Annotated in this window: 26 protein-coding genes; 14 read left to right on the top strand and 12 right to left on the bottom strand. The window is 61.5% G+C overall.

The annotated features are described in order from the left end of the window. Positions 1–19: 19 nt before the first annotated feature. From ACMU_RS09090 to puuE, 4 genes are all read right to left on the bottom strand, one after another. Positions 20–1,342, bottom strand: coding sequence for a uracil-xanthine permease family protein (locus ACMU_RS09090; RefSeq protein WP_035258581.1), 1,323 nt, complete (start codon positions 1,340–1,342; stop codon positions 20–22). A gap of 66 nt (positions 1,343–1,408) precedes the next feature. Continuing rightward, positions 1,409–1,897 carry an ureidoglycolate lyase gene (locus tag ACMU_RS09085; protein WP_035258579.1) on the bottom strand — a complete coding sequence of 163 codons (489 nt, stop codon included), beginning with the start codon at positions 1,895–1,897 and terminating at the stop codon, positions 1,409–1,411. Beyond that, a complete protein-coding gene (locus tag ACMU_RS09080) occupies positions 1,894–2,721 on the bottom strand; it encodes a bifunctional allantoicase/(S)-ureidoglycine aminohydrolase (RefSeq protein WP_035258575.1) in 828 nt (275 codons plus the stop codon). Before ACMU_RS09080 ends, ACMU_RS09085 begins: the two co-directional genes overlap by 4 nt. Then, entirely contained in the window at positions 2,718–4,109 is a 1,392-nt protein-coding gene (gene puuE, locus ACMU_RS09075) for an allantoinase PuuE (RefSeq protein WP_035258908.1), read from the bottom strand. The genes ACMU_RS09080 and puuE overlap by 4 nt, the downstream gene beginning before the upstream one ends. A 124-nt stretch (positions 4,110–4,233) precedes the next feature. Here puuE and uraH point away from each other — a divergent pair, with 124 nt between their 5' ends. From uraH to ACMU_RS09050, 5 genes are all read left to right on the top strand, one after another. After that, complete coding sequence (uraH, locus tag ACMU_RS09070; protein ID WP_035258574.1) at positions 4,234–4,596, top strand: hydroxyisourate hydrolase; 363 nt, start codon at positions 4,234–4,236, stop codon at positions 4,594–4,596. A 57-nt stretch (positions 4,597–4,653) separates the two neighbouring features. After that, complete coding sequence (locus ACMU_RS09065) at positions 4,654–5,883, top strand: urate hydroxylase PuuD (RefSeq protein ID WP_035258573.1); 1,230 nt, start codon at positions 4,654–4,656, stop codon at positions 5,881–5,883. 171 nt (positions 5,884–6,054) lie between these two features. Further along, the gene (locus tag ACMU_RS09060; RefSeq protein WP_035258571.1) at positions 6,055–7,800 is read left to right on the top strand and encodes an alpha-amylase family glycosyl hydrolase; all 1,746 of its coding nucleotides are present in this window, start codon (positions 6,055–6,057) and stop codon (positions 7,798–7,800) included. An 18-nt stretch (positions 7,801–7,818) separates the two neighbouring features. Then, complete coding sequence (locus ACMU_RS09055) at positions 7,819–8,256, top strand: DUF2306 domain-containing protein (protein WP_081805463.1); 438 nt, start codon at positions 7,819–7,821, stop codon at positions 8,254–8,256. A 225-nt stretch (positions 8,257–8,481) separates the two neighbouring features. Next, positions 8,482–8,688 (top strand): cold-shock protein, encoded by a 207-nt coding sequence (locus ACMU_RS09050; protein WP_035258566.1) that lies wholly within the window; start codon positions 8,482–8,484, stop codon positions 8,686–8,688. A gap of 61 nt (positions 8,689–8,749) precedes the next feature. On the opposite strand, the gene ACMU_RS09045 is transcribed toward ACMU_RS09050, so the two are convergent. Together ACMU_RS09045 and ACMU_RS09040 are read right to left on the bottom strand one after the other, a co-directional pair. After that, complete coding sequence (locus ACMU_RS09045; RefSeq protein ID WP_035258564.1) at positions 8,750–9,970, bottom strand: glycosyltransferase family protein; 1,221 nt, start codon at positions 9,968–9,970, stop codon at positions 8,750–8,752. A gap of 18 nt (positions 9,971–9,988) precedes the next feature. Continuing rightward, positions 9,989–10,768, bottom strand: coding sequence for an HAD-IIB family hydrolase (locus ACMU_RS09040; protein WP_035258554.1), 780 nt, complete (start codon positions 10,766–10,768; stop codon positions 9,989–9,991). Between the two features lie 241 nt (positions 10,769–11,009). Between ACMU_RS09040 and ACMU_RS09035 the strand changes: the two genes are divergently transcribed. The 7 genes from ACMU_RS09035 to ACMU_RS09005 are packed head-to-tail and all read left to right on the top strand — an operon-like array spanning position 11,010 to position 18,034. Further along, positions 11,010–12,356, top strand: a complete 1,347-nt coding sequence (locus ACMU_RS09035) for an ABC transporter substrate-binding protein (protein WP_035258551.1) — start codon at positions 11,010–11,012, stop codon at positions 12,354–12,356. Between the two features lie 43 nt (positions 12,357–12,399). Next, positions 12,400–13,347 carry a carbohydrate ABC transporter permease gene (locus tag ACMU_RS09030; protein ID WP_035258550.1) on the top strand — a complete coding sequence of 316 codons (948 nt, stop codon included), beginning with the start codon at positions 12,400–12,402 and terminating at the stop codon, positions 13,345–13,347. Next, entirely contained in the window at positions 13,347–14,399 is a 1,053-nt protein-coding gene (locus tag ACMU_RS09025; RefSeq protein ID WP_051588200.1) for a carbohydrate ABC transporter permease, read from the top strand. The genes ACMU_RS09030 and ACMU_RS09025 overlap by 1 nt, the downstream gene beginning before the upstream one ends. A 3-nt stretch (positions 14,400–14,402) precedes the next feature. Beyond that, on the top strand, positions 14,403–15,446 hold the full coding sequence (locus ACMU_RS09020) for an ABC transporter ATP-binding protein (RefSeq protein ID WP_035258549.1): 1,044 nt from the start codon (positions 14,403–14,405) through the stop codon (positions 15,444–15,446). Continuing rightward, complete coding sequence (locus tag ACMU_RS09015; RefSeq protein ID WP_051588199.1) at positions 15,439–16,464, top strand: endonuclease/exonuclease/phosphatase family protein; 1,026 nt, start codon at positions 15,439–15,441, stop codon at positions 16,462–16,464. Before ACMU_RS09020 ends, ACMU_RS09015 begins: the two co-directional genes overlap by 8 nt. Beyond that, a complete protein-coding gene (locus ACMU_RS09010; RefSeq protein ID WP_035258547.1) occupies positions 16,461–17,174 on the top strand; it encodes a glycerophosphodiester phosphodiesterase in 714 nt (237 codons plus the stop codon). The genes ACMU_RS09015 and ACMU_RS09010 overlap by 4 nt, the downstream gene beginning before the upstream one ends. Continuing rightward, a complete protein-coding gene (locus ACMU_RS09005) occupies positions 17,171–18,034 on the top strand; it encodes an endonuclease/exonuclease/phosphatase family protein (RefSeq protein WP_035258546.1) in 864 nt (287 codons plus the stop codon). Before ACMU_RS09010 ends, ACMU_RS09005 begins: the two co-directional genes overlap by 4 nt. On the opposite strand, the gene ACMU_RS09000 is transcribed toward ACMU_RS09005, so the two are convergent. The 5 genes from ACMU_RS09000 to ACMU_RS08980 are packed head-to-tail and all read right to left on the bottom strand — an operon-like array spanning position 18,031 to position 22,520. After that, positions 18,031–18,759, bottom strand: coding sequence for an SDR family NAD(P)-dependent oxidoreductase (locus ACMU_RS09000; RefSeq protein WP_035258545.1), 729 nt, complete (start codon positions 18,757–18,759; stop codon positions 18,031–18,033). The genes ACMU_RS09005 and ACMU_RS09000 overlap by 4 nt on opposite strands. Next, positions 18,752–19,312, bottom strand: a complete 561-nt coding sequence (locus tag ACMU_RS08995) for a DUF3833 domain-containing protein (protein WP_035258543.1) — start codon at positions 19,310–19,312, stop codon at positions 18,752–18,754. The genes ACMU_RS09000 and ACMU_RS08995 overlap by 8 nt, the downstream gene beginning before the upstream one ends. A 12-nt stretch (positions 19,313–19,324) precedes the next feature. After that, positions 19,325–20,488 carry an SAM-dependent methyltransferase gene (locus ACMU_RS08990; protein WP_035258541.1) on the bottom strand — a complete coding sequence of 388 codons (1,164 nt, stop codon included), beginning with the start codon at positions 20,486–20,488 and terminating at the stop codon, positions 19,325–19,327. Continuing rightward, positions 20,488–21,237: a DUF1365 domain-containing protein gene (locus ACMU_RS08985; RefSeq protein WP_035258539.1), complete on the bottom strand. Its 750-nt coding sequence runs from the start codon at positions 21,235–21,237 to the stop codon at positions 20,488–20,490. The genes ACMU_RS08990 and ACMU_RS08985 overlap by 1 nt, the downstream gene beginning before the upstream one ends. Then, positions 21,234–22,520 carry an NAD(P)/FAD-dependent oxidoreductase gene (locus ACMU_RS08980; RefSeq protein ID WP_035258537.1) on the bottom strand — a complete coding sequence of 429 codons (1,287 nt, stop codon included), beginning with the start codon at positions 22,518–22,520 and terminating at the stop codon, positions 21,234–21,236. Before ACMU_RS08980 ends, ACMU_RS08985 begins: the two co-directional genes overlap by 4 nt. Positions 22,521–22,750: 230 nt before the next feature. Between ACMU_RS08980 and ACMU_RS08975 the strand changes: the two genes are divergently transcribed. Both ACMU_RS08975 and ACMU_RS08970 read left to right on the top strand, forming a co-directional pair. Beyond that, positions 22,751–23,272 (top strand): sigma-70 family RNA polymerase sigma factor, encoded by a 522-nt coding sequence (locus tag ACMU_RS08975; RefSeq protein WP_152544571.1) that lies wholly within the window; start codon positions 22,751–22,753, stop codon positions 23,270–23,272. Continuing rightward, positions 23,269–23,904, top strand: coding sequence for a ChrR family anti-sigma-E factor (locus ACMU_RS08970; protein ID WP_035258535.1), 636 nt, complete (start codon positions 23,269–23,271; stop codon positions 23,902–23,904). Before ACMU_RS08975 ends, ACMU_RS08970 begins: the two co-directional genes overlap by 4 nt. Here ACMU_RS08970 and aroQ read toward each other — a convergent pair. Further along, positions 23,901–24,344 (bottom strand): type II 3-dehydroquinate dehydratase, encoded by a 444-nt coding sequence (gene aroQ / locus ACMU_RS08965; protein WP_035258534.1) that lies wholly within the window; start codon positions 24,342–24,344, stop codon positions 23,901–23,903. The genes ACMU_RS08970 and aroQ overlap by 4 nt on opposite strands. Between the last annotated feature and the right edge of the window lie 54 nt (positions 24,345–24,398).

The following is a 24,398-nucleotide window of genomic DNA, read 5'->3' as shown; positions in this document are numbered from 1 at the left end:
CGCTGTGTTGCGCCGTTCTTTAGATCTCTTCGGGCAGGATCAGGTTGAGCGCGATGGCGATGATCGCCGTTGGCAGCAGCCCCGAGATCGCCAGCGTGTTCAGCACGCCCGGCAGGTATTGCACCGCCGTTGGCACGAGGTTCAGGCCCAGACCCACCGACAGCGACAGGGCGATGATCACCATGTTGCGGCGGCTCATCTGGACTTCGGACAGCATGTTGATACCGGCCGAGGCAACCATGCCGAACATCACGATCACGCCGCCACCCAGCACCGGCAGGGGCATTGTGGCGATCAGCGCGCCGATTTTCGGGATCAGACCGCAGGCCACCAGGATCAGCGCGGCGATGGTCACGACGTGGCGGCTCATCACGCCGGTCATGGCGACGATACCGGCGTTCTGGCTGAACGAGGTGTTGGGTAGCCCGCCGAAGACACCGGCCACGGCCGAGCCCAGACCGTCGGCATAGGTGGCGCCGGCGATTTCCTCGTCTGTAGCTTCGCGCCCGGCGCCGCCCTTGGTGGTGGCCGAGCAATCGCCCACCGTTTCAATGGCCGAGACAATGGCCACCAGAACCACCGGGATCACGGCGGCCATGTTAACCTCGAACCCATAGGGGAAGACCTTGGGCAGGGCGAACCATGCCGCTTTGCCGATCCCGCCGAAATTCACGATGCCGAACAGGATCGCCACGATATACCCGGCGATCAGCCCCACCAAAATGGCGGCGGCCGACAGGATGCCCTTGGTGTAGAACTTCACCGCCAGCGCCACCACGATCACCGTCAGCGCCGGGATCCAATGGGCCAGCGAGCCAAAGCTTTCGGCCTCCATCTGGAACGTCGCGGCCCCGCCTGCGGCGTATTTGATGCCGACCGGGATCAGGTACAAACCAATGGTCAGGATCACCAGCCCGGTGATCATTGGCGGGAACAAATAGCGCAGCCGCCCGATGACCGACCCCAGCGCGAAGTGGAAGATGCCGGCGATCACGATGGCGCCCATCACGGCGCCCATTCCCAATTGCGCGGCCACAATCGTCAGAACCGACACGAAGGCAAAACTGGTGCCCTGCATGATTGGCAGGCGCGCGCCCACCGGGCCGATGCCCACGGTCTGAAACAAGGTGGCCACCCCGGCAAACAGCATCGCCATCTGCACCAGATACACCATGTCGGCCCCGCCAAAGGCAAAGCCCGCCGCGCCCGCCACGATGATCGAGGGCGTCACGTTCGACGCAAACATCGCCAGCACGTGCTGCAGGCCAAGCGGTACTGCGTTGCTGAGGGGGGGCGTCGTATTCGGGTCGCGGAAATCCGCGTTCGCTGTACTGTCCGTCATATCCGTTACTCCTGTTTTTGGGGGCCTTCCCAGCCCTGAAAACCGCTCTTTTCGGCGGCTAAACGCTTAGGAGTAAACCATATATGGGGTCAAAAACCAATGTTCTTCCAGATTTGGTGTCTGCCCGATCCGGTCAATCACCGCGAAAATGCCCGGAGAATGAAGCGGGCACAGCACCCCGTGCCACGTATTTGGGCGAAAATTAATCGCCTGGCCCGGCGCGGTTTCAAAGGCCAGGGGCGTACCGGGGGTGCCTTTAGAATCGGGGGCGACAATCACCAGGTACGGGTGCCAGCTCATCGGGACAAACGCCTGGCTGCCCTCGGGATGGCGCTCAACCATCTCCAGCTTCATCGGCAATTGGCGCGGTTCGGCCTGAAACAGGCTCAGCCCCGCCCGGCCATCGGGCCCGAACTCCAGCCGCGCCCGGTCATGAAACCGGCCGCACAGGCCCTGATTGATGATCTTGTCGGGATCGCCCGCGCAATCCAGCACATCGCCAAAGGGCGCAAAGGCCCCGGCATCCATCGGCTGAAGGTCGATGCGGGTGCTCATGGCAGGGTCAGCGACGGGTGGCGGTTGACGTCTTTATACAGCAAATACCGGAACGGCTCGGACCCCGAGGCATAACAGGCCTGCGGACAAAAGGCGCGCAGCCACATGAAATCGCCCTCTTCCACCTCCACCCAATCCTCGTTCAGGTAATAGACCCCGCGGCCCTGCAGCACATACAGCCCGTGTTCCATCACATGGGTCTCGGCAAAGGGGATGTTGCCGCCGGGCAGGAAGGTGACGATGTTGACATGCATGTCGTGGCGCAGGTCGTTGGGGTCGATGAACCGGGTGGTTGACCACACATCGGCATCGCCATGCATCGGCGTGGGGGGCACGTCGTCATCATGCGCGATCACCAGATCGGGCGCGTCATATCCCGGCGCGGGTTCGTATCTCTTGCGGATCCAGACAAAGTTCGACTTGTCGTCGTGGATGTTCAGGATCTTCCAGTCGGTGCCCGGCGGCAGATAGGCAAAGCTGCCCGGGGTCAGCACATGCGTGTCGGTGTCCACCACCAGATGCATACGCCCGCGGGTAACAAACAGCGCGCCTTGGGCCTGCGGGTCGGGTTCGGGCGTATCAGACATGCCACCGGGGGCCATTTCCACGATATATTGGGCAAAGGTCTCGGCAAACCCGCTCAGCGGCCGGGCCAGGATCCACGCGCGGCAGCCGATCCAGCCGGGCAGAAAACTGGTGACGATATCCGACATCACACCGCGCGGGATCACCGCATAGGCGTTGGTAAAGACCGACCGGTCATGCGCCCGGGTCTTGGGGTTGGGTAATCCGCCACGCGGGGCGAAATAGCTGCGTTCGGTCATAAGATCTCCTCAAGCCGCAACCAGGCAATGCGCTCTACTTGCGTGCAGGCGGTGCGCAGCTCTGTCTCGCGGTCGTTTTGCAGGCGGGCCTCGAACGCGGCGCGGATGCTGTCCTTGGTATTGTCGCGCACGGCGATGATAAAGGGAAAGCCAAACTTGGCGGTATAGTCGTCATTGGCGCGGGTGAAAAAGCCGCGCTCTTCGTCGGTCAGCATGTCCAGACCCGCGCTGGCCTGTTCGGCGGTGCTGTCGGCGGTAAGGCGCCCGGCGGCGGCCAGCTTGCCGGCCAGGTCGGGATGCGCTGTCAGCACGCCCAGCCGCTCGTCGTCCGTCGCGCGGCGAAAGGCCCGGCACAACGCGTTGTGCAGCCCCGCGGCGGTGTCATGGGCGGGGCCCAGTTCCAGCGCATGCGCGCGTTCTGCCACCCATGGGCTGTGTTCGAAAATGCCGCCATAGGTGTCAACAAAGGTCGCACGATCCATCGCCGAAGGGCGCACGCGATCCTGCGGCGGGTGCGTGGCCGCCCAATGGTCGGCAATGTCGATACGGCGCGGGAACCAGACACCCTCATGGCTTTGCGCATAATCGATGAACCGCTGCAACGCCGCCGCGCGCCCCGGCCGCCCGATCAGCCGGCAATGCAGCCCGATCGACATCATCTTGGCCGCCCCGTCCTGACCTTCGGCATAAAGCGTGTCGAAACTGTCCTTCAGATAGGCAAAAAACTGGTCGCCTGCGTTGAACCCCTGCGGTGTGGCGAACCGCATATCGTTGGCGTCCAGCGTATAGGGGATGATCAGCTGATCGCGACCGCCCACCTTCAGCCAATAGGGCAGGTCGTCGTCATAGGCGTCCGAGATATAGGCAAACCCGCCCTCCTCGGCCACAAGCCGCACCGTGTTCATCGAACACCGCCCCAGATACCACCCGGTGGGCCGCGCGCCCGTCACCTCGGCATGCAGGGCGATGGCCTGTTGCAGATGCGCGGCCTCGATGGTTTCGGCCATATCCTTGTATTCGATCCACTTGAACCCGTGGCTGGCGATCTCCCAGCCGGCGTCCTGCATCGCCGCCACCTGCTCGGGCGCGCGGGCCAAAGCGGTGGCCACGCCGTAAACAGTGACCGGAATGCCCGCGCCGGTGAACATCCGGTGCAGCCGCCAGAACCCGGCCCGCGCACCGTATTCATAGATCGACTCCATGTTCCAGTGCCGCTGCCCCGGCCAGGCCGCGGCCCCCACAATCTCGGACAAAAACGCCTCGGACGCCGCATCCCCATGCAGCAGGTTGTTCTCGCCGCCTTCCTCGTAGTTCACCACGAATTGCACGGCAATCTTGGCCCCGCCCGGCCATTTCGCATCTGGCGGATTGGCACCATAGCCCGCCATGTTGCGCGGATAACGGTCTGTCACATCATGTCTCCCGGGTTTTGCGAAACGGGGGCAACCCCCTGTTCCCGCCCGCCAATTCGTGCCACAAATTCAAGGTAAATGGCAATCGCGGAGCTTCACAATGCCCAATACCGGTTATCTGTCCACCCATGTTCTGGATACCGCCCGCGGTGTTCCCGCAAATGGCATCGAAATTCAGCTGTTCCGCGTCTCGGGCAACAGCCACCGCAAGATCGCCACCGCGCGCACCAATGCCGATGGCCGTACCGACACACCGATCCTGCCCGCCGAAAAGTTCGAAACCGGCCAGTACGAGCTGATCTTCTTTACCGGTGATTACCTGCGCAAAAACGGTCTTGTCAGCGGTGAAACCCTGTTTCTGGATCAAATCCCGCTGCGCTTTGGCGTCGATGACGGCAGCGCCCATTACCACGTGCCGCTTTTGCTCTCACCTTATGGCTATTCCACCTATCGCGGCAGCTGACCCTTGAACCTGCCCGCGTTTTGGCGCTGAATTAGGCGGGACAACAAGGGGATAGCGATGCTGGAACTTGCCATCGTCTGGGAATGGGCGCAGTTCGCCATGCGCTGGCTGCACGTGATCACGGCCATCGCTTGGATCGGATCGTCGTTTTATTTCATCGCACTTGACCTTGGCCTGTGGCGCGACCGCAACCTGGCCTCGGGCGCCGATGGCGAGGAATGGCAGGTGCATGGCGGCGGCTTCTACCACGTGCAGAAATACCTGGTGGCCCCGGCGGAAATGCCCGACCACCTGGTCTGGTTCAAATGGGAAAGCTATTCGACCTGGCTGTCGGGTTTTGCCCTGCTGGTGCTGGTCTATTATTTGGGCGGCGAGCTTTATCTGGTTGATCCCAACGTGCTGGATATCCCTGTCTGGCAGGCGGTTGGGATCTCGGTCGCGTCACTGGCAGTGGGCTGGATCGTCTATGACCTGATCTGCAAATCCAGGTTCGGCGACGACAATACCCGGCTGATGCTGTTGCTCTACGTGATCCTCGTGGCGATGGCCTGGGGTTATACACAGGTCTTCTCGGGCCGCGCCGCACTGCTGCATCTGGGCGCCTTCACCGCCACAATCATGTCGGCCAACGTGTTCTTCATCATCATGCCGAACCAGCGCATCGTGGTGGCCGACCTCAGGGCCGGGCGCACGCCCGATGCCAAATACGGCAAAATCGCCAAGCAACGGTCGACCCATAACAATTATCTGACCCTGCCGGTCATCTTCCTGATGCTGTCCAACCACTATCCGCTGGCCTTCGCGTCCGAATGGAACTGGCTGATTGCGTCGCTGGTCTTCCTGATGGGGGTAACGATCCGGCACTATTTCAACACCATCCACGCGCGCGGCGGCGACCCGAACTGGACATGGCCGGTTACGATCATCCTGTTCTTGGCCATCATGGCATTGTCGGTGGCACCGCTTTACGCGCCCCCCGGCGAAGAGCCCCGGGCGATGAGCCCCCGCGCCGAACGCTTCGCCGCCGCACCGGGGTTCGAGGATGTCTATGGCACGGTTCTTGGCCGCTGTTCCATGTGTCACGCAGCCGAGCCGGTCTGGGGCAACATGCGGCATCCACCCAAGGGGGTGATGCTTGAAACCGAGATGCAGGTTGCGACCTATGCCCATCAGATTTTTGTGCAGGCCGGGGCCAGCCACGCCATGCCCCCGGCCAATGTGTCGTACATGGAGCCCGACGAAAGGGCGGCGATTGTCGATTGGTACCGCGCGGGTCTGGGCGGCTGAAAGTTTAAACTTGGACCTGCGCAATGGGAGGAAAGTTTAAAAACCACGTTAAATTTTCTTATTTGGCCACATTTACCCGTTTTGGTCCGGAAACTGGGCCAAAACACCCGCGTTAGCGCTTGTCAGGTGCTTCAAATCGGCTAGTCTGCGCGAAACCACGAAGACATTCCCATGACTGAACACACACATATTCTGGGCGCACGCCTGACCGAACTGCTGGGCCGTATCTACCCAGAACTGGACCGTGACATCCTTGCCAGTCAAGTGATCGGGGCCTTCTGGCCCGAAGGCTCCACCCGTCGTGACGAGGCCCGTGCACCGGGCAATGATCTGTGGTCGCCGGCCGACGCAATGGTGATCACCTATGGCAACAGTTTCGTGGACGGATCGCACAAGCCACTGGATTTGCTGAATGATTTCCTGCGGCGGTACCTGAAGGACACCATCAACTCGGTCCATATCCTGCCCTTCTTTCCCTTTACCTCGGATGATGGGTTTGCGGTCACGGACTATCGCGCGGTGAACCCGACGCTGGGTGGTTGGGCCGATATTCGTCGTATCGCGGATCAGTTCAAACTGATGTCCGACCTTGTGCTCAACCACGTGTCGTCGCAATCGACATGGTTTTCGGACTACCGCCAGGGCCGCGCGCCGTTTGACCGGTTCTTCTTCGAAGCCTCGCCCGATGATGACCTCAGCCAGGTTGTCCGCCCCCGTACCTCGCCTCTGCTGCGCAAAGTCGACACCGCCAACGGCCCGCGTCACGTGTGGTGTACTTTCAGCCATGACCAGGTGGATCTCGATTTCTCGAATCCCGAAGTTCTTATGGAATTTCTGAGGGTTATGCGCCTTCACATTGACAATGGCGTGCGTGTCATCCGGCTGGACGCGGTGGCGTTCATCTGGAAAGAGCTGGGCACCAACTGCATCCACCTGCCGCAAACCCACGCCATCGTTCAGCTGATGCGCGTGCTGTGCGACCACGCCGACGAAGACCTTGTTCTGCTGACCGAAACCAACGTGCCAAACACCGAGAACCTGTCGTATTTCGGCAACCGGAACGAGGCGCACGCGATCTATAACTTCTCGCTGCCACCCCTACTGTTGCACGCTATGATGTCGGGCAAGGCGACCTATCTGCACCAATGGCAACGCACCATGCCCCCGGCACAGCTGGGCTGTGCTTATCTGAATTTCACCGCCAGCCATGATGGCATAGGTATGCGGGGCGGCGAAGGCATCCTGCCGATCGAGGACCGCGACCGCGTCATTGATGCCGTCCGCGACTTCGGTGGCCTTGTTTCAATGCGCGCGCTGCCCGATGGCGGCGAGGCACCTTACGAGCTGAACATCACCTTCTACGATGCCATGGCGGGCACGTTTGACGGAAAAGATGAACATCAATTCAATAGGTTCGTCTGTTCACAGACCATTCCCATGGCAATGGAAGGCATCCCTGCCTTTTACGTGCATTCGCTGTTGGGGACCCATAATGACCATGCCGGGGTCGAGAAAACCGGTATCAATCGCGCCATTAACCGTCACCGCTGGGACTACCCCACGCTGCGTGAAAATCTGGATGATCCTGACAACCTGCACGCACAGGTACTGGCCGCGTTGTCCGAACGCATTCGCATCCGTTGCAGGCAACAGGCGTTCCACCCGAACGCCACGCAATTCACCCTGCACCTCGACGAACGGGTCTTTGGGCTGTGGCGTCAGAGCCTTGATCGCGACCAATCGATCTTTGCCTTGCACAATGTCTCGGCCGAGACGGTGCATATCTCGCCGCAATCGATCAATCTTATTGGCGGAGTGGATTGGGTGGATCTTCTTTCGGGCGAGCATATCTCGGCTTCGGGCAAAGACATCGAGCTTGCCCCTTACCAATGCCGCTGGATCAGCAATACAGCCTAATTCGGGTATGATGGGCCAATGACAGGATTAGGCCTGATTCACCTTGCACTAATGTTGGTCGCCCTAGGCGTTGGAGCGACGGTTTTCCTGCGCCCGAAAGGGACCCGTACCCACAAGAATATCGGGCGTATCTTCGTGGTGGTGATGCTGATCTCGAACGCGATTGTGTTTGCAATTCAAGAGGATACCAAAGGGTTCGGCGTTTTTCATGCCTTCAGTGTCGTCAGCTGCCTGTCGATTGTGGCCGGTGCCACCTTGGCCCGGCTGGGCCGTCGGGTTTCCCATGCGCATGTCATGCTGTGGTCGTTCGGAGGGGTTTGCGCAGCCGGGGCAGGTCAGGGCGCGGTGATGCTGAATTTACCCCCGTGGCCCTTTATCATTTTGACGTTTCTGTTGGTTGGTTTGGTGGCGTTCCGGGCCAACTTTGTACTCCCAAAGCCCCGTGGTCAGCGCTGACCGGTTGCCTGTGGTCTGCGCATTTTTGCGACATCCAAACGCGAAAACTGACCGCACATTCAAACAACAGATTGTGCTGCAACACGTTTTCTGGCAAAACCTGTCCGCTACGTTTTTCTTTTTCGACCCACTCTGTCCACTTACCCGGCTTCAGACACTCGATACAGATCGACTAAGCCAGGGTGGTGCAATTCCGTGACCATCACAAAATCAGGAGTACACAGAATGGCCCAGGGCACTGTGAAATGGTTCAACTCTACCAAAGGCTTCGGCTTTATCGCACCGGATGAAGGCGGCAAGGACGTGTTCGTGCATATCAGCGCGGTTCAGCGTTCGGGCCTGGACGGTCTGGCCGACAACCAGAAGGTCACCTATGACCTGGAAGCTGGTCGCGACGGCCGCGAAAGCGCGGTAAATCTGTCGCTGGCCTAAGCGCCACGCACCAGAGCTTTCGAAACGCCGCCGGGGGGACCTGGCGGCGTTTTGCGTTGGCTCAGGCGTATTCTTCCTGATCCTCGGCCACGGCTTTCAGCATATCCGACGTCAGCCCGGGATCGGCGGCATGCACCCGGGACCAGTTGGGAATGAACGGTTGTTCGGCCGGGTTTTCCAGAAACACCTGCCCGGCGGTCATGATATTCTGGGCAAACAGCTCGATCATCTTTTCCTCGCGGTGCCGGTCCAGCGACAGCCCGTTCAAGCGGGCATCGGCCGAGTAAGCCTCCAACAGGTCCAGCGCGCAGCGGTAATAGGTGGCCTTGAGGCTGCGAAAGATCTCTTCGGAGAACACGGTCCCATCGGCGGCCAGCTTGCGGAACAGCGCCTTGCAGATGTCGACGGACATGCGGCTGAGCCCCTTGGCGGCATCATCCTCGCTAACCGGTTGATGCTTGTGGTCGTAGTTTTCTGCGATCTCGACCTGGCAGACCGATTTGGGCGCCATATTGCGCCAAGCCTCGGATAACACGCCGATTTCCAGGCCCCAGTCTGAAGGGATGCGCAGATCAGGCAAGGGGGCAATGCGCAGTGCAAACTCGCCCGACAGCGGATAGCGGAAGGCGCGCAGGAAATCGATATAGTCGCGGGTTCCGATGACCTTTTGCAGCGCAATCAGGATGGGGCTGACCAACAGGCGGCTGACCCGACCGTTCAGCTTGCCGTCACCAATGCGCGGGTAAAACCCCTTGGCCAGTTGATAGGGAAAGGACGGGTGCGCCAGTGGATACACCATCCGGGTCAGCATCTCGGCCTTATAGGTGACGATGTCGCAATCATGCAGCGCCATCACCGCGCTGTCCGCCTGGCCCAGCAGATAGCCGATGCAGAACCACACATTGCGGCCCTTGCCCGGCTCGCCGGGATCAATGCCCAATGCCTCAAGCCGTTCGTGAATGGCCTTCATCCGCGGGCTGTCGTTCCAGATCACCACGTGGTCTTGCGGCAGGCGGGCAAAGAACTTGCGGGCTGCGCGGTATTGATCCTCATCCGCGCGGTCCAGACCGATGATGATGCGATGCAGGTAAGGCACAGTGGCCAATTCATCGAGGATCTTCGGCAGCGCCTCGCCTTCAAGTTCGGAATACAGTGACGGCAGGATCAGGCTGATCTTTCGACTTTGACCAATCGCGGTCAGCTCGCGCGCCATATCCTCGGCGCTTTGCGTGCGCAGGTTATGCAGGGTGGCGACATTGCCGTTCTGGTGAAAATCAGCCAAGGGTTGGTCCTTTTTGGTTCAGGTGATGCGCGTATCCAACTGCGCGGTCATGGCTTGGGCCCATCCGGCGGGGCCGGGGGCATTGGTGCGAATAATCTGGCCGCTGTCTTCGCCAGGTTGGTGTGGCAGGGCAGGAGAGGCCGGGTTTTGCACGATGATACCAAGGTCAGCGTGGTGCAGCATGGCAAGATCGTTCGGTGCGTCGCCAAGGGCTATGCTGAACGGGTTGCCAAACTGCGTCAGAATCTGGTCCATGCGGTCCGCCTTGGTCGCGCCGTGTGAAAGGGTCAGGAAACGCCCCCCCTGCTGGGCGGTGATGCCCTGTGATTTCAGGTGCTCAAGAAACACCATGCGCGCGTCATCCGTGCCTGACCACAGGCCGGGTTCCGAAAACTGTCGCTGAGCCGCAAGGGCAGCGGCGGCGTTCGACAGCCCGGTTTTCGTGGCAATCCCGTCGGCCCCCCAATCCCCAAAACCCTGATAGGCGCTGCGCAGATCGACAGGCAAGGTGTCCAGCGCCGCCCGGATCCTGCGATAAGCGCTGTCATCACCCGACCCATCTGCGCCCGGCTGCAAGATGCCAGCGCCGTTTTCAACAATTGCGGGCACATCGGTCATGCCGATCTCGGCACGCAGCGGCGCAATCTCGGCGCCTGTCTTGGAACTGGCCAAAACCACGGGAATACCTTTTGCGGCAAGGCGTGACAGCGTGGCGTCCGCGGGTGCGTGTGAATAAGTGCCGTGATCCAGAAGGGTGCCGTCCAGATCGGTGAAAACGATCAACTTTGGGTGGGGCACAGGCGAATCTCCAAGAATTTGCCTCATATTGAGGCTTTGCTGCGGGGAAGCCCACCGGAGGCAGGGGATTTGGGGCGCGAAAATGCGCACATGCACAAAAAATATGCAAACTGAGCAAGTTGGGGTCACTGCGACAAGAAACCGTCAAATAAGGTTCGCGCACGGTTCACCAAACCGCAAACCATGTGCCATGCCACGGGTGCAGTCTGGACGGACTGAACATCCAACCGGGAAACCAACCATGAAACCATCGCTGCTTCTTGCCGGCGCTGCTGTTGCCCTGTCGGGCCTGGCCGCGCCTTCTTTCGCTGACGACGTCACCATCAAACTGTGGTCGCGCGCTGACCGTTCCGGTCCCCTGCGGGCTGGCAACATTGTTGCCGCGGCAGAGCAACTGAACAACGCTTTCGAAGCTGCTGGCGCTGACAAGCGCGTGGTTGTAGAGCTGATCGAGACCAACAACAAAGGTTTTGACGCCGACGCGCTGGCGCTGCTGAAAGCGCATTCGGTGGGTGACACCCCCGACATCGCCGTTGTAGCGCATGAGTGGATCGGCTCGTTTGTCGAGGCTGGCCTGGCTGCCAATCTGGAAGGCCACATTGCCGACAACGCCACCATGTATGCCGACATGATCCCCGAGCTGTGGAACTCGGTCATGTATAAAGGCGAGCGTTTCGGCGTGCCGCAGGACAGCGAAGTGCGCATGTTCTTCCTGAACAACGACATTCTGCGCGCCACCGGCAAATCGGAAGAGTTCATCGCCCAGCTGCCCGCACAGGTCGAAGCCGGTGAATTCACCATGTTCGATTTCTGCGACCTGGCTGCCGAAGCCGTGAATGCCGGCGCTGCCAAGATCGGCTGGGTGCACCGCCCCAATGTTGGCCCGGATTTCCAGATGGCCATGGCCTCGTTCGGCATCGACATCTACAATGAAGACGAAGCCAAGCTGCAGATCACCAAGCAGGGTCTGACCGATTACTATGGCTGGCTGAAATACTGTGTCGACAACGGCTCGCTGCCCGCCGACATGACCACCTATAGCTGGGACAGCACCCACGCCGCGTTCCGCGGTGGGGACGCGCTGGGCAAATTCCACGGCATCTGGAACGTCGGTAAGCAGCTGGAGGCCTTTGGCCTGGAAGGCAAAGACGACTATTTCCACAAACTGACATGGATCCACGCCCCGGCCGGCAAAGCCGGTGGTCAGCCCAAGAACCTGAGCCACCCGATCGCCTATATCGTGGGCGAGACCGAGAACAAAGACCTGGCCGCTTTGTTGGTTGCCATGGCCTCGCAGCACGTGCCGAACACCGCGCATGCCGTAACCACCAACCACACCCCGATCAACTATGGCCAGACCGCCATGCCTGAGTTCCAGGAAAAAGGCTGGGCGCTGATCGCCGGTACGCCGATGCTGAAATATGCCGAGTTCATGCCGAACCACGCCAAGATCGGCCAGTACAACGCCATCACCTATACCGGTGTTCAGGCCGTTGAAACCGGCGAGATGAGCCCGGAAGAAGCTGCCGAGATGGTGATCGAAGAGCTCGAGATCGAGCTGGGCGATGACGTGATCATCCTCGACTAAACCAAAGGATGGGCGGGCCCTTTGCGGCCCGCCCGTTTGCCCGATGCGCACCACCCCCCGCACCCGCGCGGTCTCTGACACCGCCCTGTTCCTTGGCCCGGCCATCGTGCTGCTGGCCATCTTTTTCGTCGCGCCGATCCTTGTGAACATCGTGGTGGCCTTCACCGACATGTCGCAGACGCTGGACTTTAAGGATTTTCCGACAACCAAGCAGTTCAACAAGCTGGGCAAGCTGGATGACGAGGCGCTGTTGGGGATCGAGCTGCGGCGGTCGTTTTACAAGGCGCTGATGCTGACACTGGTCTTTGTGGTGCTGACGCTGGGCATTTTCAACCTGACCTTCGCGCTGATCCTGGGGCTGACAACCACGGCGCTGCCCGACCGGATGGGCGCGTTTTTCCGCGCCGTGTGGCTGTTGCCGCGCATGAGCCCCTCGGTCGTTTACGCCTTGCTGTGGCTGTGGGTGGTCGACAGCACCGAACGCGGGCTGTTCAACCAGATTTTGATGGCCGTGGGGTTTGAGCCGATGAACCTGCGGCTTGACCATCCGATGGCGGTGATCGTGGTGGCGAACGGGCTGATCGGGGCCTCGTTGGGGATGATCATCTTTACCAGCGCCATCCGGTCGATCCCCGAACATCTGTTCCACGCCGCCCGCGCCGACGGGGCCGGGCCGTTTTCGATCATCCGCCATGTGATCCTGCCGGCGCTGCGCTGGCCGATCAGCTATATCACCATCTATCAGGCGCTCGCGCTGCTGGTGTCGTTTGAATACATCTTCCTGATCATGGGGCCGGCGCGGTCGACGATGACCATGGCGATGCTGAGCTATACCAAGACACTGGCACCGCAAATCGGCGGCGGCCAGTACGCCTATGGCGCGGCCATCGCGATGATCCTGATCGTGATCGGCATTCTTGTGGCGCTGGCGATGTGGCGGCTGACCAACATGAAGGCGCTGTTGCAGCGCCCACGGATCGAGGTGCGCTGATGACCCATTCCACCACCGATTGGGACGCGCTGGCCCATCGCGCCCGCTGGCAGCGCCAGGCCCGCACGGCGGCGATCACGCTGTTCCTTGTGGCCGTGTCGATCCCGATCATCCTGCCCTATTTCTGGATGGTGATGATCGCCTTTACCGCCCGCACCGGCGGGGCCGAGGCGGATACGCTGTGGACAGCCTGCGCGGTTCTGGTGCCGATCACCATTGGCTATGCGGTGGCGTATCAGATGCTGTCGGGCCGGGCGCGGCTGGCGGCGGCGGGGCTGGCGCTGGCGCTGGCCATCGCGCTGTTGTTCGTGTTTCTGGGCGACGCGCTGCACGTGAACAACTTCCGCTTTCTGGTGAACCCGAACGTGGTGGAAGAGCTGCGCGGCAAAGCCACCGCCGGGGCGCAATTCCCGTGGGTCTGGAGCGCGTTTTTCAACTCGCTGGTGCTGGCCACGGTGCAGATGCTGATCGTGGTGGCGGTGTCGACCATGGCAGCCTATTACCTGTCGCGGTTCCACTTCATGGGCCGCGCGGCGTTTCTGCAATCGCTGCTGATCCTGCAGGCGTTCCCGGCGATCACGCTGGTGATCCCGATCTTCCTGATCGTCTATTGGGTGGGCTTGTTGAACACGCTGACCGCGCCGATCCTGGTGATCACAACGCTGGAGCTGCCGTTTTTCATCTTCATCATGAAGGGGTTTTTCGACGCCGTCCCCTGGGACACAGAGATGTCGGCCCTGACCGATGGCGCCACCCGCCGGCAGGCGTTCCGAATGGTGGTTCTGCCGCAGGTCACCACCGGCATGATCGCCATCGGCGTCTTCGCCTTCATCAAAGGGTGGGAGGAATACGTGTTCGTCACCGGCCTGCGCACCGGCAATTCCTACTGGGTGATGTCCACCTATCTTTACTACGTTCGCGAGGATGTCATGGGCGTGGATTATGGCCTCGTGGCGGCGGTGTCGGTGATGTATGTGTTGCCGTCGCTGATCCTTTACCTCTTTGCGCAGAAATACCTGACCCAGATGACGCTGGGCGGGGTGAAAGGCTGAGCCATGGCTGAGATCGAGCTGAGAAACCTGTCCAAGGCATGGGACGCAAGCGTGGCGGTGGACGGGATCGACCTGACACTGGCCGATGGCGAGTTTGCCGCGATCCTGGGCCCGTCGGGCTGTGGCAAGTCGACGACTTTGTTCATGCTGTCGGGCGTTTACACGCCCACGGGCGGCGAGATCCGGTTTGACGGCGCGGTGGTGAACGACGTAGAGCCGCGCGACCGCAATGTGGGCATCGTGTTTCAGTCCTATGCGCTGTACCCCAATATGTCGGTGCTGCAGAACATCCTGTTCCCGCTGCGGTTCAAACAGGTGGACGACGCCGACAAGCGCGCCCGCGAGATGGCCGAACTGGTGCAGATCACGCCGCTGCTGGATCGGCGGCCCAGCCAATTGTCGGGTGGTCAGCAGCAGCGCGTGGCGCTGGCGCGCGCGCTGGTGAAACGGCCCAACCTGTTGCTGCTGGACGAGCCGCTGTCGAACCTCGACGCCACCCTGCGGCTGACCATGCGGGCCGAGATCCGGCGCATCGTGACCGAGCTGGGCGTGACCACCATTCTGGTGACCCACGATCAGCTGGAGGCGACGACGATGGCCGACCGGGTGATCTGCATGAATGCCGGCCGGATCGAACAGACCGGCAGCGCCGAAGATCTTTACCTGCGGCCCGACACACTGTTTGTGGCGGGCTTCATCGGCTCGCCGCCGATGAACCTGCTGGCGGTTGATCCGTCGGCGGCGGGGCTGCGGCTGGATGTGGACGGTCCGGTGACGCTGGGCCTGCGGCCCGAGCTGTTGCGGGCCGCCGAAACCGGGGTGCCCGCGACCGTGTCGCATGTGGAACCGATGGGGCGCGAGACGCTTTACACCGCGCAGTCCGAGCTGGGCCAGGTGCGGTTTCTGGAACCCACGGCGCGGCCCAACTGGGCCTTTGGCGACATGCTGAAACTGGCGTTTGACCCGGCTGATACGTTGCTGTTTGCGCCAGATGGCCAGCGTGTTCCGGACGCGCATGCGACGTGGAAGGACCTGGCTCATGCGTAAGCCGATCACCCAAACCGTGGACCAGTTGCAGATGCCCGATGCCGCGCTGCGGGTAACGGCCACCGACGCCGGCGGTGACGCGGCCGCCCATGCGGGGTATTTGCGCGACTGGCCCTGTCTGAACAGCGTCGAATACCGCGCTGGAGACGACACTGCGGAACAGGCGCTGACCATCGCCGCGTGGAACATCGAACGCTGCAAACGGGTCGAGGATGCCGCCGCGCTGATAGCACAGACCGGGGCCGATATCGTTTTGGCGACCGAGATGGATCTGGGCATGGCACGATCAAGTCAGCGGCACACCACCCGCGACCTGGCCGATGCGCTGGGCATGGGCTACGCATTCGGGGTGGAGTTTGTCGAGCTGGGTCTGGGCGATCCGTTCGAAACGGAAACCCACACGGGGCAGACCAACCTGCACGGGTTGCACGGCAATGCAATCCTGTCGCGGTTCCCGCTGTCGAATGTGGCGGTGATCCCCGTTGCGGACGAAGGGTATTGGTTCGCCACCTCTCCCAAGGGCGACGGGCAGTACCGCGTGGGTGGGCGCATGGCCATCGCCGCGCAGGTTGACCTGCCTGGCGGGCCGCTGACCCTGGCCGCGGTGCACTACGAAAGCGAGGATGACGCCACCGGACGCGCCGCGCAGACGCAGGTGATGCTGCGCGCGATGCAGACGCTTTATGGCGATGGGCCCTGCGTGATTGGCGGCGATCTGAACACCAAGGATTTTGGCGCGGCCCGGATGACGGGCCCCGAGATTCTGGCCGCGCCCCAGCCGGTTGAACCCAGTTTCGCCCATTTTGCCGCCGCCGGTTTTGACTGGCGCGGTGCCAATACCGGGGCCCCCACCACCCGCGCCGCGCCGGGCCGGCCGGTTCGCTATCCGCTGAACCGGCTGGATTGGCTCTTTACGCGCGGTGTCACATCCTCGTCGCCATTTGTGCACGCGGCTGTTTCGGAACGCGGCGAGTATCTGTCGGACCACGAGTTGATTGGTACGCGGATTGAATCATGACGAAAACACAGATTGTGTGTCACCGGGGGGCGTGTCGCTTGGCCCCCGAGAACACGATTGTATCTGGCCATATGGCCGCGATGCTGGGCGGAAACTTCATTGAGCTTGACCTGCGCCAATCGCGCGACGGCGAGCTTTACGTGCTGCATGACCTGACATTGGAACGCACCACGAACGGCCAAGGCAGGATCAGCGACATGGATGCCGTTGATTTGGACACGCTGGACGCGGGTACGTGGTTTAGCGAGGAGTTTGCCGGCGAGCCATTGCCCCGTTTTTCGGCCTTTCTGGAAACCCTCAGCGGCGTGGCTGATTTCTATATCGAGGTCAAGCAGGCTGATCCGGATGCGGTGGCACAAGCGGTGTTGAAGGCCGGGTTGCGGGACCGTTGTTTCACCTATTCCGAGACGCCGCAAATGCGCGAGGCGATGCGCAACGCTGCGCCTTGGATGAAGCGCATGGTCAACTGGCGTGACCTGCAGTCCATCGAGGATGCCCGCGCAATCCATGACGCGCAGATAGTTGAGTTTCACGCACCGGATCTGACCGGCGACCGGCTGGATGCTGCGCGCGCGCTGGGTCTTGAAGTGATGGTCTTCACGCCATTGCGGGACGAGGTCACATTTCGCCGAGCGCTGTCACTGAACGTGAATTACCTCAATATCGACTATCCTGAACTCGCCTATCACCTCAGAAAGGTACTGCAATGAAATGTGTCAGCTATAATATCCAATACGGTCTTGGCGCCGATGGGGTTTACGATCTGGCGCGGATCGCGGGCGAAGTGGCCGAGGCGGATATCATCGCGATGCAAGAGGTTGACCGGTTCTGGAAGCGCTCGGGCATGGTCGACAGCCCGGCGGTTCTGGCCGAGCATCTGCCCGGCCATCACTACATGTTCGGTGCCAACCTGGACATGGATGCCTCTTATGACCAGGACGGGCGCATCGTGCATCGGCGCAAGCAGTTCGGCACCGCGATTTTCAGCCGCTGGCCGATCATCTCGTCGCGCAACCACCTGCTGCCGAAATGGGGCGACCGGCGCAATCACTCGATCCAGCAGGGCGTGCTGGAATGTGTGATCGACACGCCGGTTCTAGGCCCGGTGCGGGTCTATTCGGTGCATCTGAGCCATCTGTGCCCCGAAACGCGGCTGCCGCAGGTTGAGGCGCTTAAGGGTATTCTGGCACGTGCCCCCGCCGAGGGCGGCGCGTGGTGCGGCGGACATCCCGACCCCAGCGCCGGTTGGACCGAAGAGGCTGAGCCGCCTATGCCGCGCAGCGCCATCGTGATGGGCGACATGAACTTTGCGCCTGACAGCGACGAATACGCTGCGCTGATCGGGCCAATGTCGCGCGGTTACGGCCGGCTGACCAATCGCGAGGGGCTGGTGGATGCCTGGGTGATGGCCGGCCATGCCGAGGGCACGGGATCCACCCATCCGCAGGCGCAGACGCGGATCGACCATTGTTTTGTCACGGCAGACATTGCCGATGCAGTGGTTGAATGTCGGGTGGATGACGCCGCGCGCGGGTCCGATCACTGGCCGGTCTGGACCAGCTTCGCCTAAGACCCTCGCATCAAGGCATAAAACAGGCGCGGCGGCAGGAACCGGCCCAGCGTGAAAAGCCAGGAAAACGGCGCGGGGAAGGCGTGGTGCAGCCCGCCGCGCCGCATGGCGCGAATTGTCTGGGCGGCCGCGTCCTCGGGTGACATGATCTGCGGCATTGCAAAGCCGTTTTTCTGCGTCAGCCGCGTGTCGATAAAGCCCGGGTGGATGATCTGCACGCGTACCCCGCGCGGGCTCAGGTCGGCAAAGAGGCTTTCGCCCAGCGATGACAGCGCCGCCTTGGACGCGCTGTACCCGATTGCGCCGGGCAACCCGCGAAACGCGGCAAGCGAGCCGATCAGAACGATATGGCCCGCCCCTTGCGCCGCAAAACGCGGGGCAATCTCGGCCAGAACATTAGCCGCGCCCATATAGTTCACGCCGTTCATGCGGGCGACAGCCGGGGCGTTCCAGTCTGCCGCATCAACCGGGTCATAAGCCCCGGCGCAATAGATCAGGCCATCGGCCTGCACCGCGTTTGCCGCGGCCTGTGCGGCCTGCGGGTCGGTCACGTCCAGCGGCAGCACCTGCGCGTCGGCGGTCAGCGTTTCGGCCAGCGATGCCAGCCGCTCGGCCGACCGGGCGGAAAGGATCAGCCGCACGCCTTCGGCGTCCAACGCTTTGGCCAGGGCACGGCCCAACCCCTCGGACGCGCCGATCAGCCAATAGGTTTTGGTGTCAAGCATGCCCGGGCGCAGGCCGCATGGTGGCGATCAGTTCGGCCACCTTTATGCCGAACTTGCGCATCTCGGATTTGTTCATGATCGAGCCGTCATCCATCAAATACATCCAGTCGGTCACGTCCAGCACGTGCCCGCCGGCATCCTCGTCCAACTTCAGCCGATAAGTCATGCGCACCGTGGCGCCCGATTGTTGGCCCTGCGCGGCACCGATCACGTCATCGGCGGTGGCGGTGAACGCGCCGTTTTCGCCCATGGTCAAATGCCATTCCCGGTTCTGAGCCGCGCCCGACGCATAGCGAAAGCTTTCGGCAAGCGTGCCTTTGGCCCCCTGCCAGCTGCCTTGCATATCCGCCACGAACCGGCCCACCATGCGCCCGGTTGGCCCAAAAACCATACCTTCGCATTTGATCGGTCCGTCGAAATGGCGGCGAATGTCGAACCCGGGCTGCGTGGTCTGATACTCGCCAGGGCGCTGGGCGCGAAAGCTCAGCAGGCGCGGCCACAAGAGCGCAAGGGTCACGAAGGCAAGGATAAGAACGGCCAGAACGATCAGCACGGGGGTCTCCTGTTACTCTGCATGGGCAAGTTCAACCTGCACCACGTCCGTCTGCCCGGTGGCAAAGGACGCGGCACACATGTCCAAATAGAACCGCCAGTTACGAAGGAAAGGCTCGGAATAGCCAAGCCCGCGAATTTTTTCTGCTTCGGCGTCCAGCGACCGGCGCCAACGGCGCAGGGTGCGGGCATAGTCGCGGCCAAAGGCAAAGCTGTCGCGCACCACCAACCCGGCCTTTTCGGCCTGTTTGGTAATCACGCTGTCCGACAGCAGCATGCCGCCCGGAAAGGTGTATTGCCGGATATAGTCCGAGCCTTTGCGGTAGGTGTCGAAATAGCCATCGGGCACGGTGATGGCCTGCACCATGGCGCGGCCACCTTCGGACAGACGCTGTTTCAGCGTGTCGAAATAGACGGGCCAGTACCGCTCGCCCACGGCCTCGATCATTTCAATCGACACGATGTTGTCGAATGTTCCGGTGACTTGGCGATAGTCCTGCAGCAGGATGTCGGCGCGCCCGTCCAGCCGTGCATCGGCATAGCCCTTTTGGCTGGGCGAGATCGTCAGCCCGGTCACCCGCCGCCCCAGCTCGGCGGCGCGTTCGGCAAACCCGCCCCAGCCGCAGCCGATTTCCAAGACGTTTTCACCGGGCGACAGGTTTTGCAGGATGCGGTCGTATTTGCGGGTCTGGGCATCTTGCAGCGGCTCGTCGGTGTCATCGGCGAAGATACCCGAAGAATAAGTCATCGTGGGGTCCAGCCACAGCTGATAGAACTCGTTGCCCACGTCGTAATGGGCCCGAATGTTGCGCGACGCGCCGCGGGGCGAGTTGGCGCGCAGGATGCGGTCCACCGCACCGTATTTAAACGTGCTCCACCGGCTGCCATGCACAAATCGCGAAAAATGCTGCTGGTTCATTAGGGCAACCTGGATGACGCGGTCGATCGACGGGGTCTCCCACAGACCGGCCACATAGGTTTCGCCCAGCCCGATATCCCCGCGTGACGCCAACGCCGTTACGACAGACCAGTCGCGCAGGGTCATCTCGGCCTCGGGCTGACCAGCCCCGAATTGGTGCACGTCACCCTCTGGCGTTGTCAGGCGCAAAGTGCCGGATTGGATCCGCGCACACGCGTCCAGGAAATCGGATTTCACCCGTTTGGTGATCAGATACATCAGCTTACTTCCTCCCCGGGGGGCGTGGGGCGCGTCTTGTAGGGTGCCCCTTTCGCCCATAGTTTCAGCGCCTGCCAATGGATCAGTGCTATGGTGCGCACCGGCGCTAAAGGCCGTCGCAATAGCGCACCCAGAAGCGCACCATTGGTCAACGGGCGGCGCGGACCGGTCAGCGTTGCCACCACACCCTTGCCCGCGTTTTTGTGCACGATCCGAATGCACAGGCTGTCGCGGGTGATATCGAAGCCGAATTCATAGCGCCCCGCAACATCTTGAAAGGGCGAGACGTGCAGAATTTTTGTGGTTTGCAAGGTGTCCGTGGCTTGAATAGGCGCAAAATCAGGGTGTCGGCAGAGGTAAGAATGGCGGTCGCCAAACGTGTTGGTAACTTCGGAGATCACGCCAAGCAGGTCGTCGCCGTCCATCATCAGCCAGAAACTGACGGGGTTAAACCCGACGCCAAACCATCGTGGCTGTGTCAAGAGAAACGGGCGCAGCCCGGGCCTGCTTGCCAACCCGTGGGCGGCAAACACCTCCCTGGCCCAGGCTGCACCTTGGCCACGGTTCGGGGAGCCACCGTGGTGGCGGTCTAAAACCATGGCCAGGTTCCATTTGTGGCGCGAAAACAGCGACGGCATCGTCGTGGCATCCGGGTCAATCAGGACGTAATCCACCCGATAGGCAAAACGGTTGTTCGGCCCGCCGGTGCGCGCATGAAAGGTGCGCGCCGGAATTATCTCGGCGTTCATGCGAGGACGCCTTGTTGCAAAAGCCCACGTGCCACCCGTTGCGCGCTGGCAAAACCATCTTCGTGGAAACCGTGACGCAAGTAAGCGCCGGCAAACCAGGTGTGGTTTTGGCCCTGCAACGCTGCGATCTGACCCTGAGCGCGCAGTGCAGCGGCGTCAAAGATCGGATGCCGAAATGTTTTCTCGTCAAAAACCGTTTCCGGCGCAACGTCTGTGGCCGGGTTCAGAGAGACAAAGAGCGGGTCGTTGTCTGGAATACCCTGCAGTCGGTTCATCCAATAGGTCACGCCGATGCCGCCCTGCGGATGGGCCTGATCCGCCTTGTAAACCCAACTGGACCAGCACGCCCGACGCAGTGGCATCTGCGCGGGGTCGCAATGCAGAACCATGTGATTGTCCTGATATCGCAAAGCAGAAAGCGCCGCGATTTCCAGAGCAGTAGGTCGATCCAGCAGTTTCAGGGCTCTGTCGGAATGGCAAGCCATCACAACCTGATCGACCTGCAACGGCTCTCGACCTGCGGCATGAACCGAGGCACCCAGTGCGTCGCGGGTCACGCCGGTGACGGGCGTGCCGGGGCGCAGATCAACACCCTTGGCGGCCAAATGCGCTTGCAGCCGTGTCACATACTCAACGCTGCCGCCTTTGACGGTCCACCACTGGTGCTGACCGGAATGGCTGAGAAGCGCGTGGTTTCGAAAGAACTGTACCAAAGCGCGGGCAGGAAAATTGGCGATCTCGGCCGGTGGCGTCGACCAGATCGCGCCGCAGACCGGGCGCAGGTAGAATTCGTTGAACCAGCGACCCAGTTTCAGGTCACCCACAAGGTCCGAGATCGTGGCACTGTCGTCGCTTGCGGCCTCTTCCGCGCGGGCGTTGAAACGGAAGATGTCGCGCACCATGCGGTGAAACGCGGGGCGTAACAGATTGCGGCGCTGCCCGATCAAAGCAGGAAGATCGCGCAGCCCATATTCCACGGCGCCGTTATCGACCGTAGCGCCAAAGCTCATGTCGGAACGGGTCACAGGCACGTCCAGATCTTTGAACATGGCGGTCAGGTGGGGGTAGTTCACGTAGTTGAAAACGATGAACCCGGTGTCGACAGGTTGATTGCCATTGCGCCCGGCCATGACGGTGCGGGCATGGCCGCCCAGTCGGGGGGATGCTTCGAAAAGTGTAACGTCTGCCTGCTCGGCCAACAGGTAAGCGGTGGCCAGTCCCGATATGCCCCCGCCGATAATCGCAATACGGGGTCGGCGTTCGGGTAGGGCATCAAATGACATGGGGGCTCCGCTCTGATTATGTTGACTATACGGGCAGTTGCATATTGCGGATCAAAAAAAGTGATCCAGTTTTGGACAGGCGGCGTATTAACGATATGCTGGCCTTTGACGACCACGATCTGCACGGAAACAGCGCGGGGATTTCCCCCGTGGCGGCGGCCGTTGTGACACGATTGAAGGAGGCCCCGGCGCTGAAGCCGACACAAGAGCTTTCGGACCAGACGATCTGGATGCTGGCGGTGCGCGATGCGCGCGACCGTGCGGCGTTCGGTCGGCTGTTCGATCATTTTGCACCGCGGCTGAAGGCCATGATCATGCGGTCCGGCATGGCCGCCGATCAGGCCGAGGACGTTGTGCAGGATGTGATGCTGACCGTGTGGCGGAAGGCGGGGATGTTCGATCCGGCGCGCGCGCAGGTTTCGGCGTGGATCTATCAGATCGCGCGGAACCGGCAGATCGATGTGATCCGCCGCGAAACCCGCCCCGTGCCCGAAGAACTGTCGCAAGAGACCAGCTGCGAGCCCGCCGCCGATCAGGCGCTGGCATTGGAACAAGAGGCCGCGCAACTGCGCGCCGCCCTGGCCGAGTTGCCCGAAGCGCAGCGCACCATGGTGGAACAGGCCTATCTGGGTGATCTGACCCATGGCGAGATCCGCGTGAACACCGGTCTGCCACTGGGCACAATTAAGTCGCGGATCCGGTTGGCTCTGGAGAAGCTGCGGCACGATTTGAAGGAACTACGAGCGCAATGAATACGGTTGCTCATCAAATCCCAAGCGACATCCTGGCGGCCTATGCCGCGGGGCAATTGCCGCATCCCTATGCGCTGGTCGTTGCGGCACATGTGTCCATGTGTGACGCTGCCAGGGCCGAGGTTGAAGGCTATCAGATGCTGGGCGGCACGATGATGGAGGCAGAAGGTCCGGTGGACGTGTCTGCCACAATGCGCGACGCGATCTTTGCCCAGTTGGACGCGCCCGCGCCGGTCGAGCCGGAATACAAGGCGCAAGGCCCGATCCCGGCACCGATCATGGCGGCCCTGAAAGGCAAAGCACCAAAATGGCGCGGTGTGGGGTTGGGGGCAAAGCAGGCGCTTGTGCACAAGTCCGACGCCGGCACCGTGCGTCTGTTGCATATCCCGGCAGGGCAAGCCATGCCTGACCACGGCCATGCCGGTCTTGAGATGACCATGGTGTTGCAAGGCGCGTTTTACGACGGCGAGGATCGGTTCGGCGTTGGCGACGTAGAAATTGCCGACGAAGAAATCGATCACACTCCCATCGCTGCGGGTGGAGAGCCCTGCATCTGTCTGGCCGCTACGGACGCGCCGCTTCGGTTCAACAGCCGTTTGCCGCGTCTCTTGCAGCCGATCCTGGGGATCTAACCCAATTTCAGCAGCCGCGCCATGTGCCGCATCGAAAGGGCATATCCGTGGGGGCCATAGCCGGCCATCACGCCTTCTGCACGTGGCGAAACAAAGGAATGGTGCCGGAATTTCTCGCGCTTGTGGATGTTGGAGATATGCACCTCCAGCACCGGGCCGTCGAACGTGTTCAGCGCGTCATACAAGGCCACCGAGGTGTGCGAATAGGCAGCGGGGTTGATGATGATGCCTGCCGCCTCTTCCCGCGCGTCATGGATCCAGTCAACCAGCTGCCCTTCGGAATTGGATTGCAGCATTTTGACCTGCAGCCCGAATTCGGCCCCAACCTGTGAGCACTCGTCTGCGATGGCTTCCAGCGTGGTGGTGCCATAGATATCGGTCTCGCGCTTGCCCAGAAGGTTCAGATTTGGACCGTTCAGAATGTAGATCAGTGTGCTCATGCCCTTGGGACCCTTAGTGGCGGTTCAGGCCTGTTTAGCACAGGCCGCGCCAAA

Source organism: Actibacterium mucosum KCTC 23349, assembly GCF_000647975.1.
Lineage (GTDB): Bacteria > Pseudomonadota > Alphaproteobacteria > Rhodobacterales > Rhodobacteraceae > Actibacterium > Actibacterium mucosum.
Note: the sequence above shows the minus strand (reverse complement) of the source record. Positions and strands in the feature narration are given on the sequence as shown.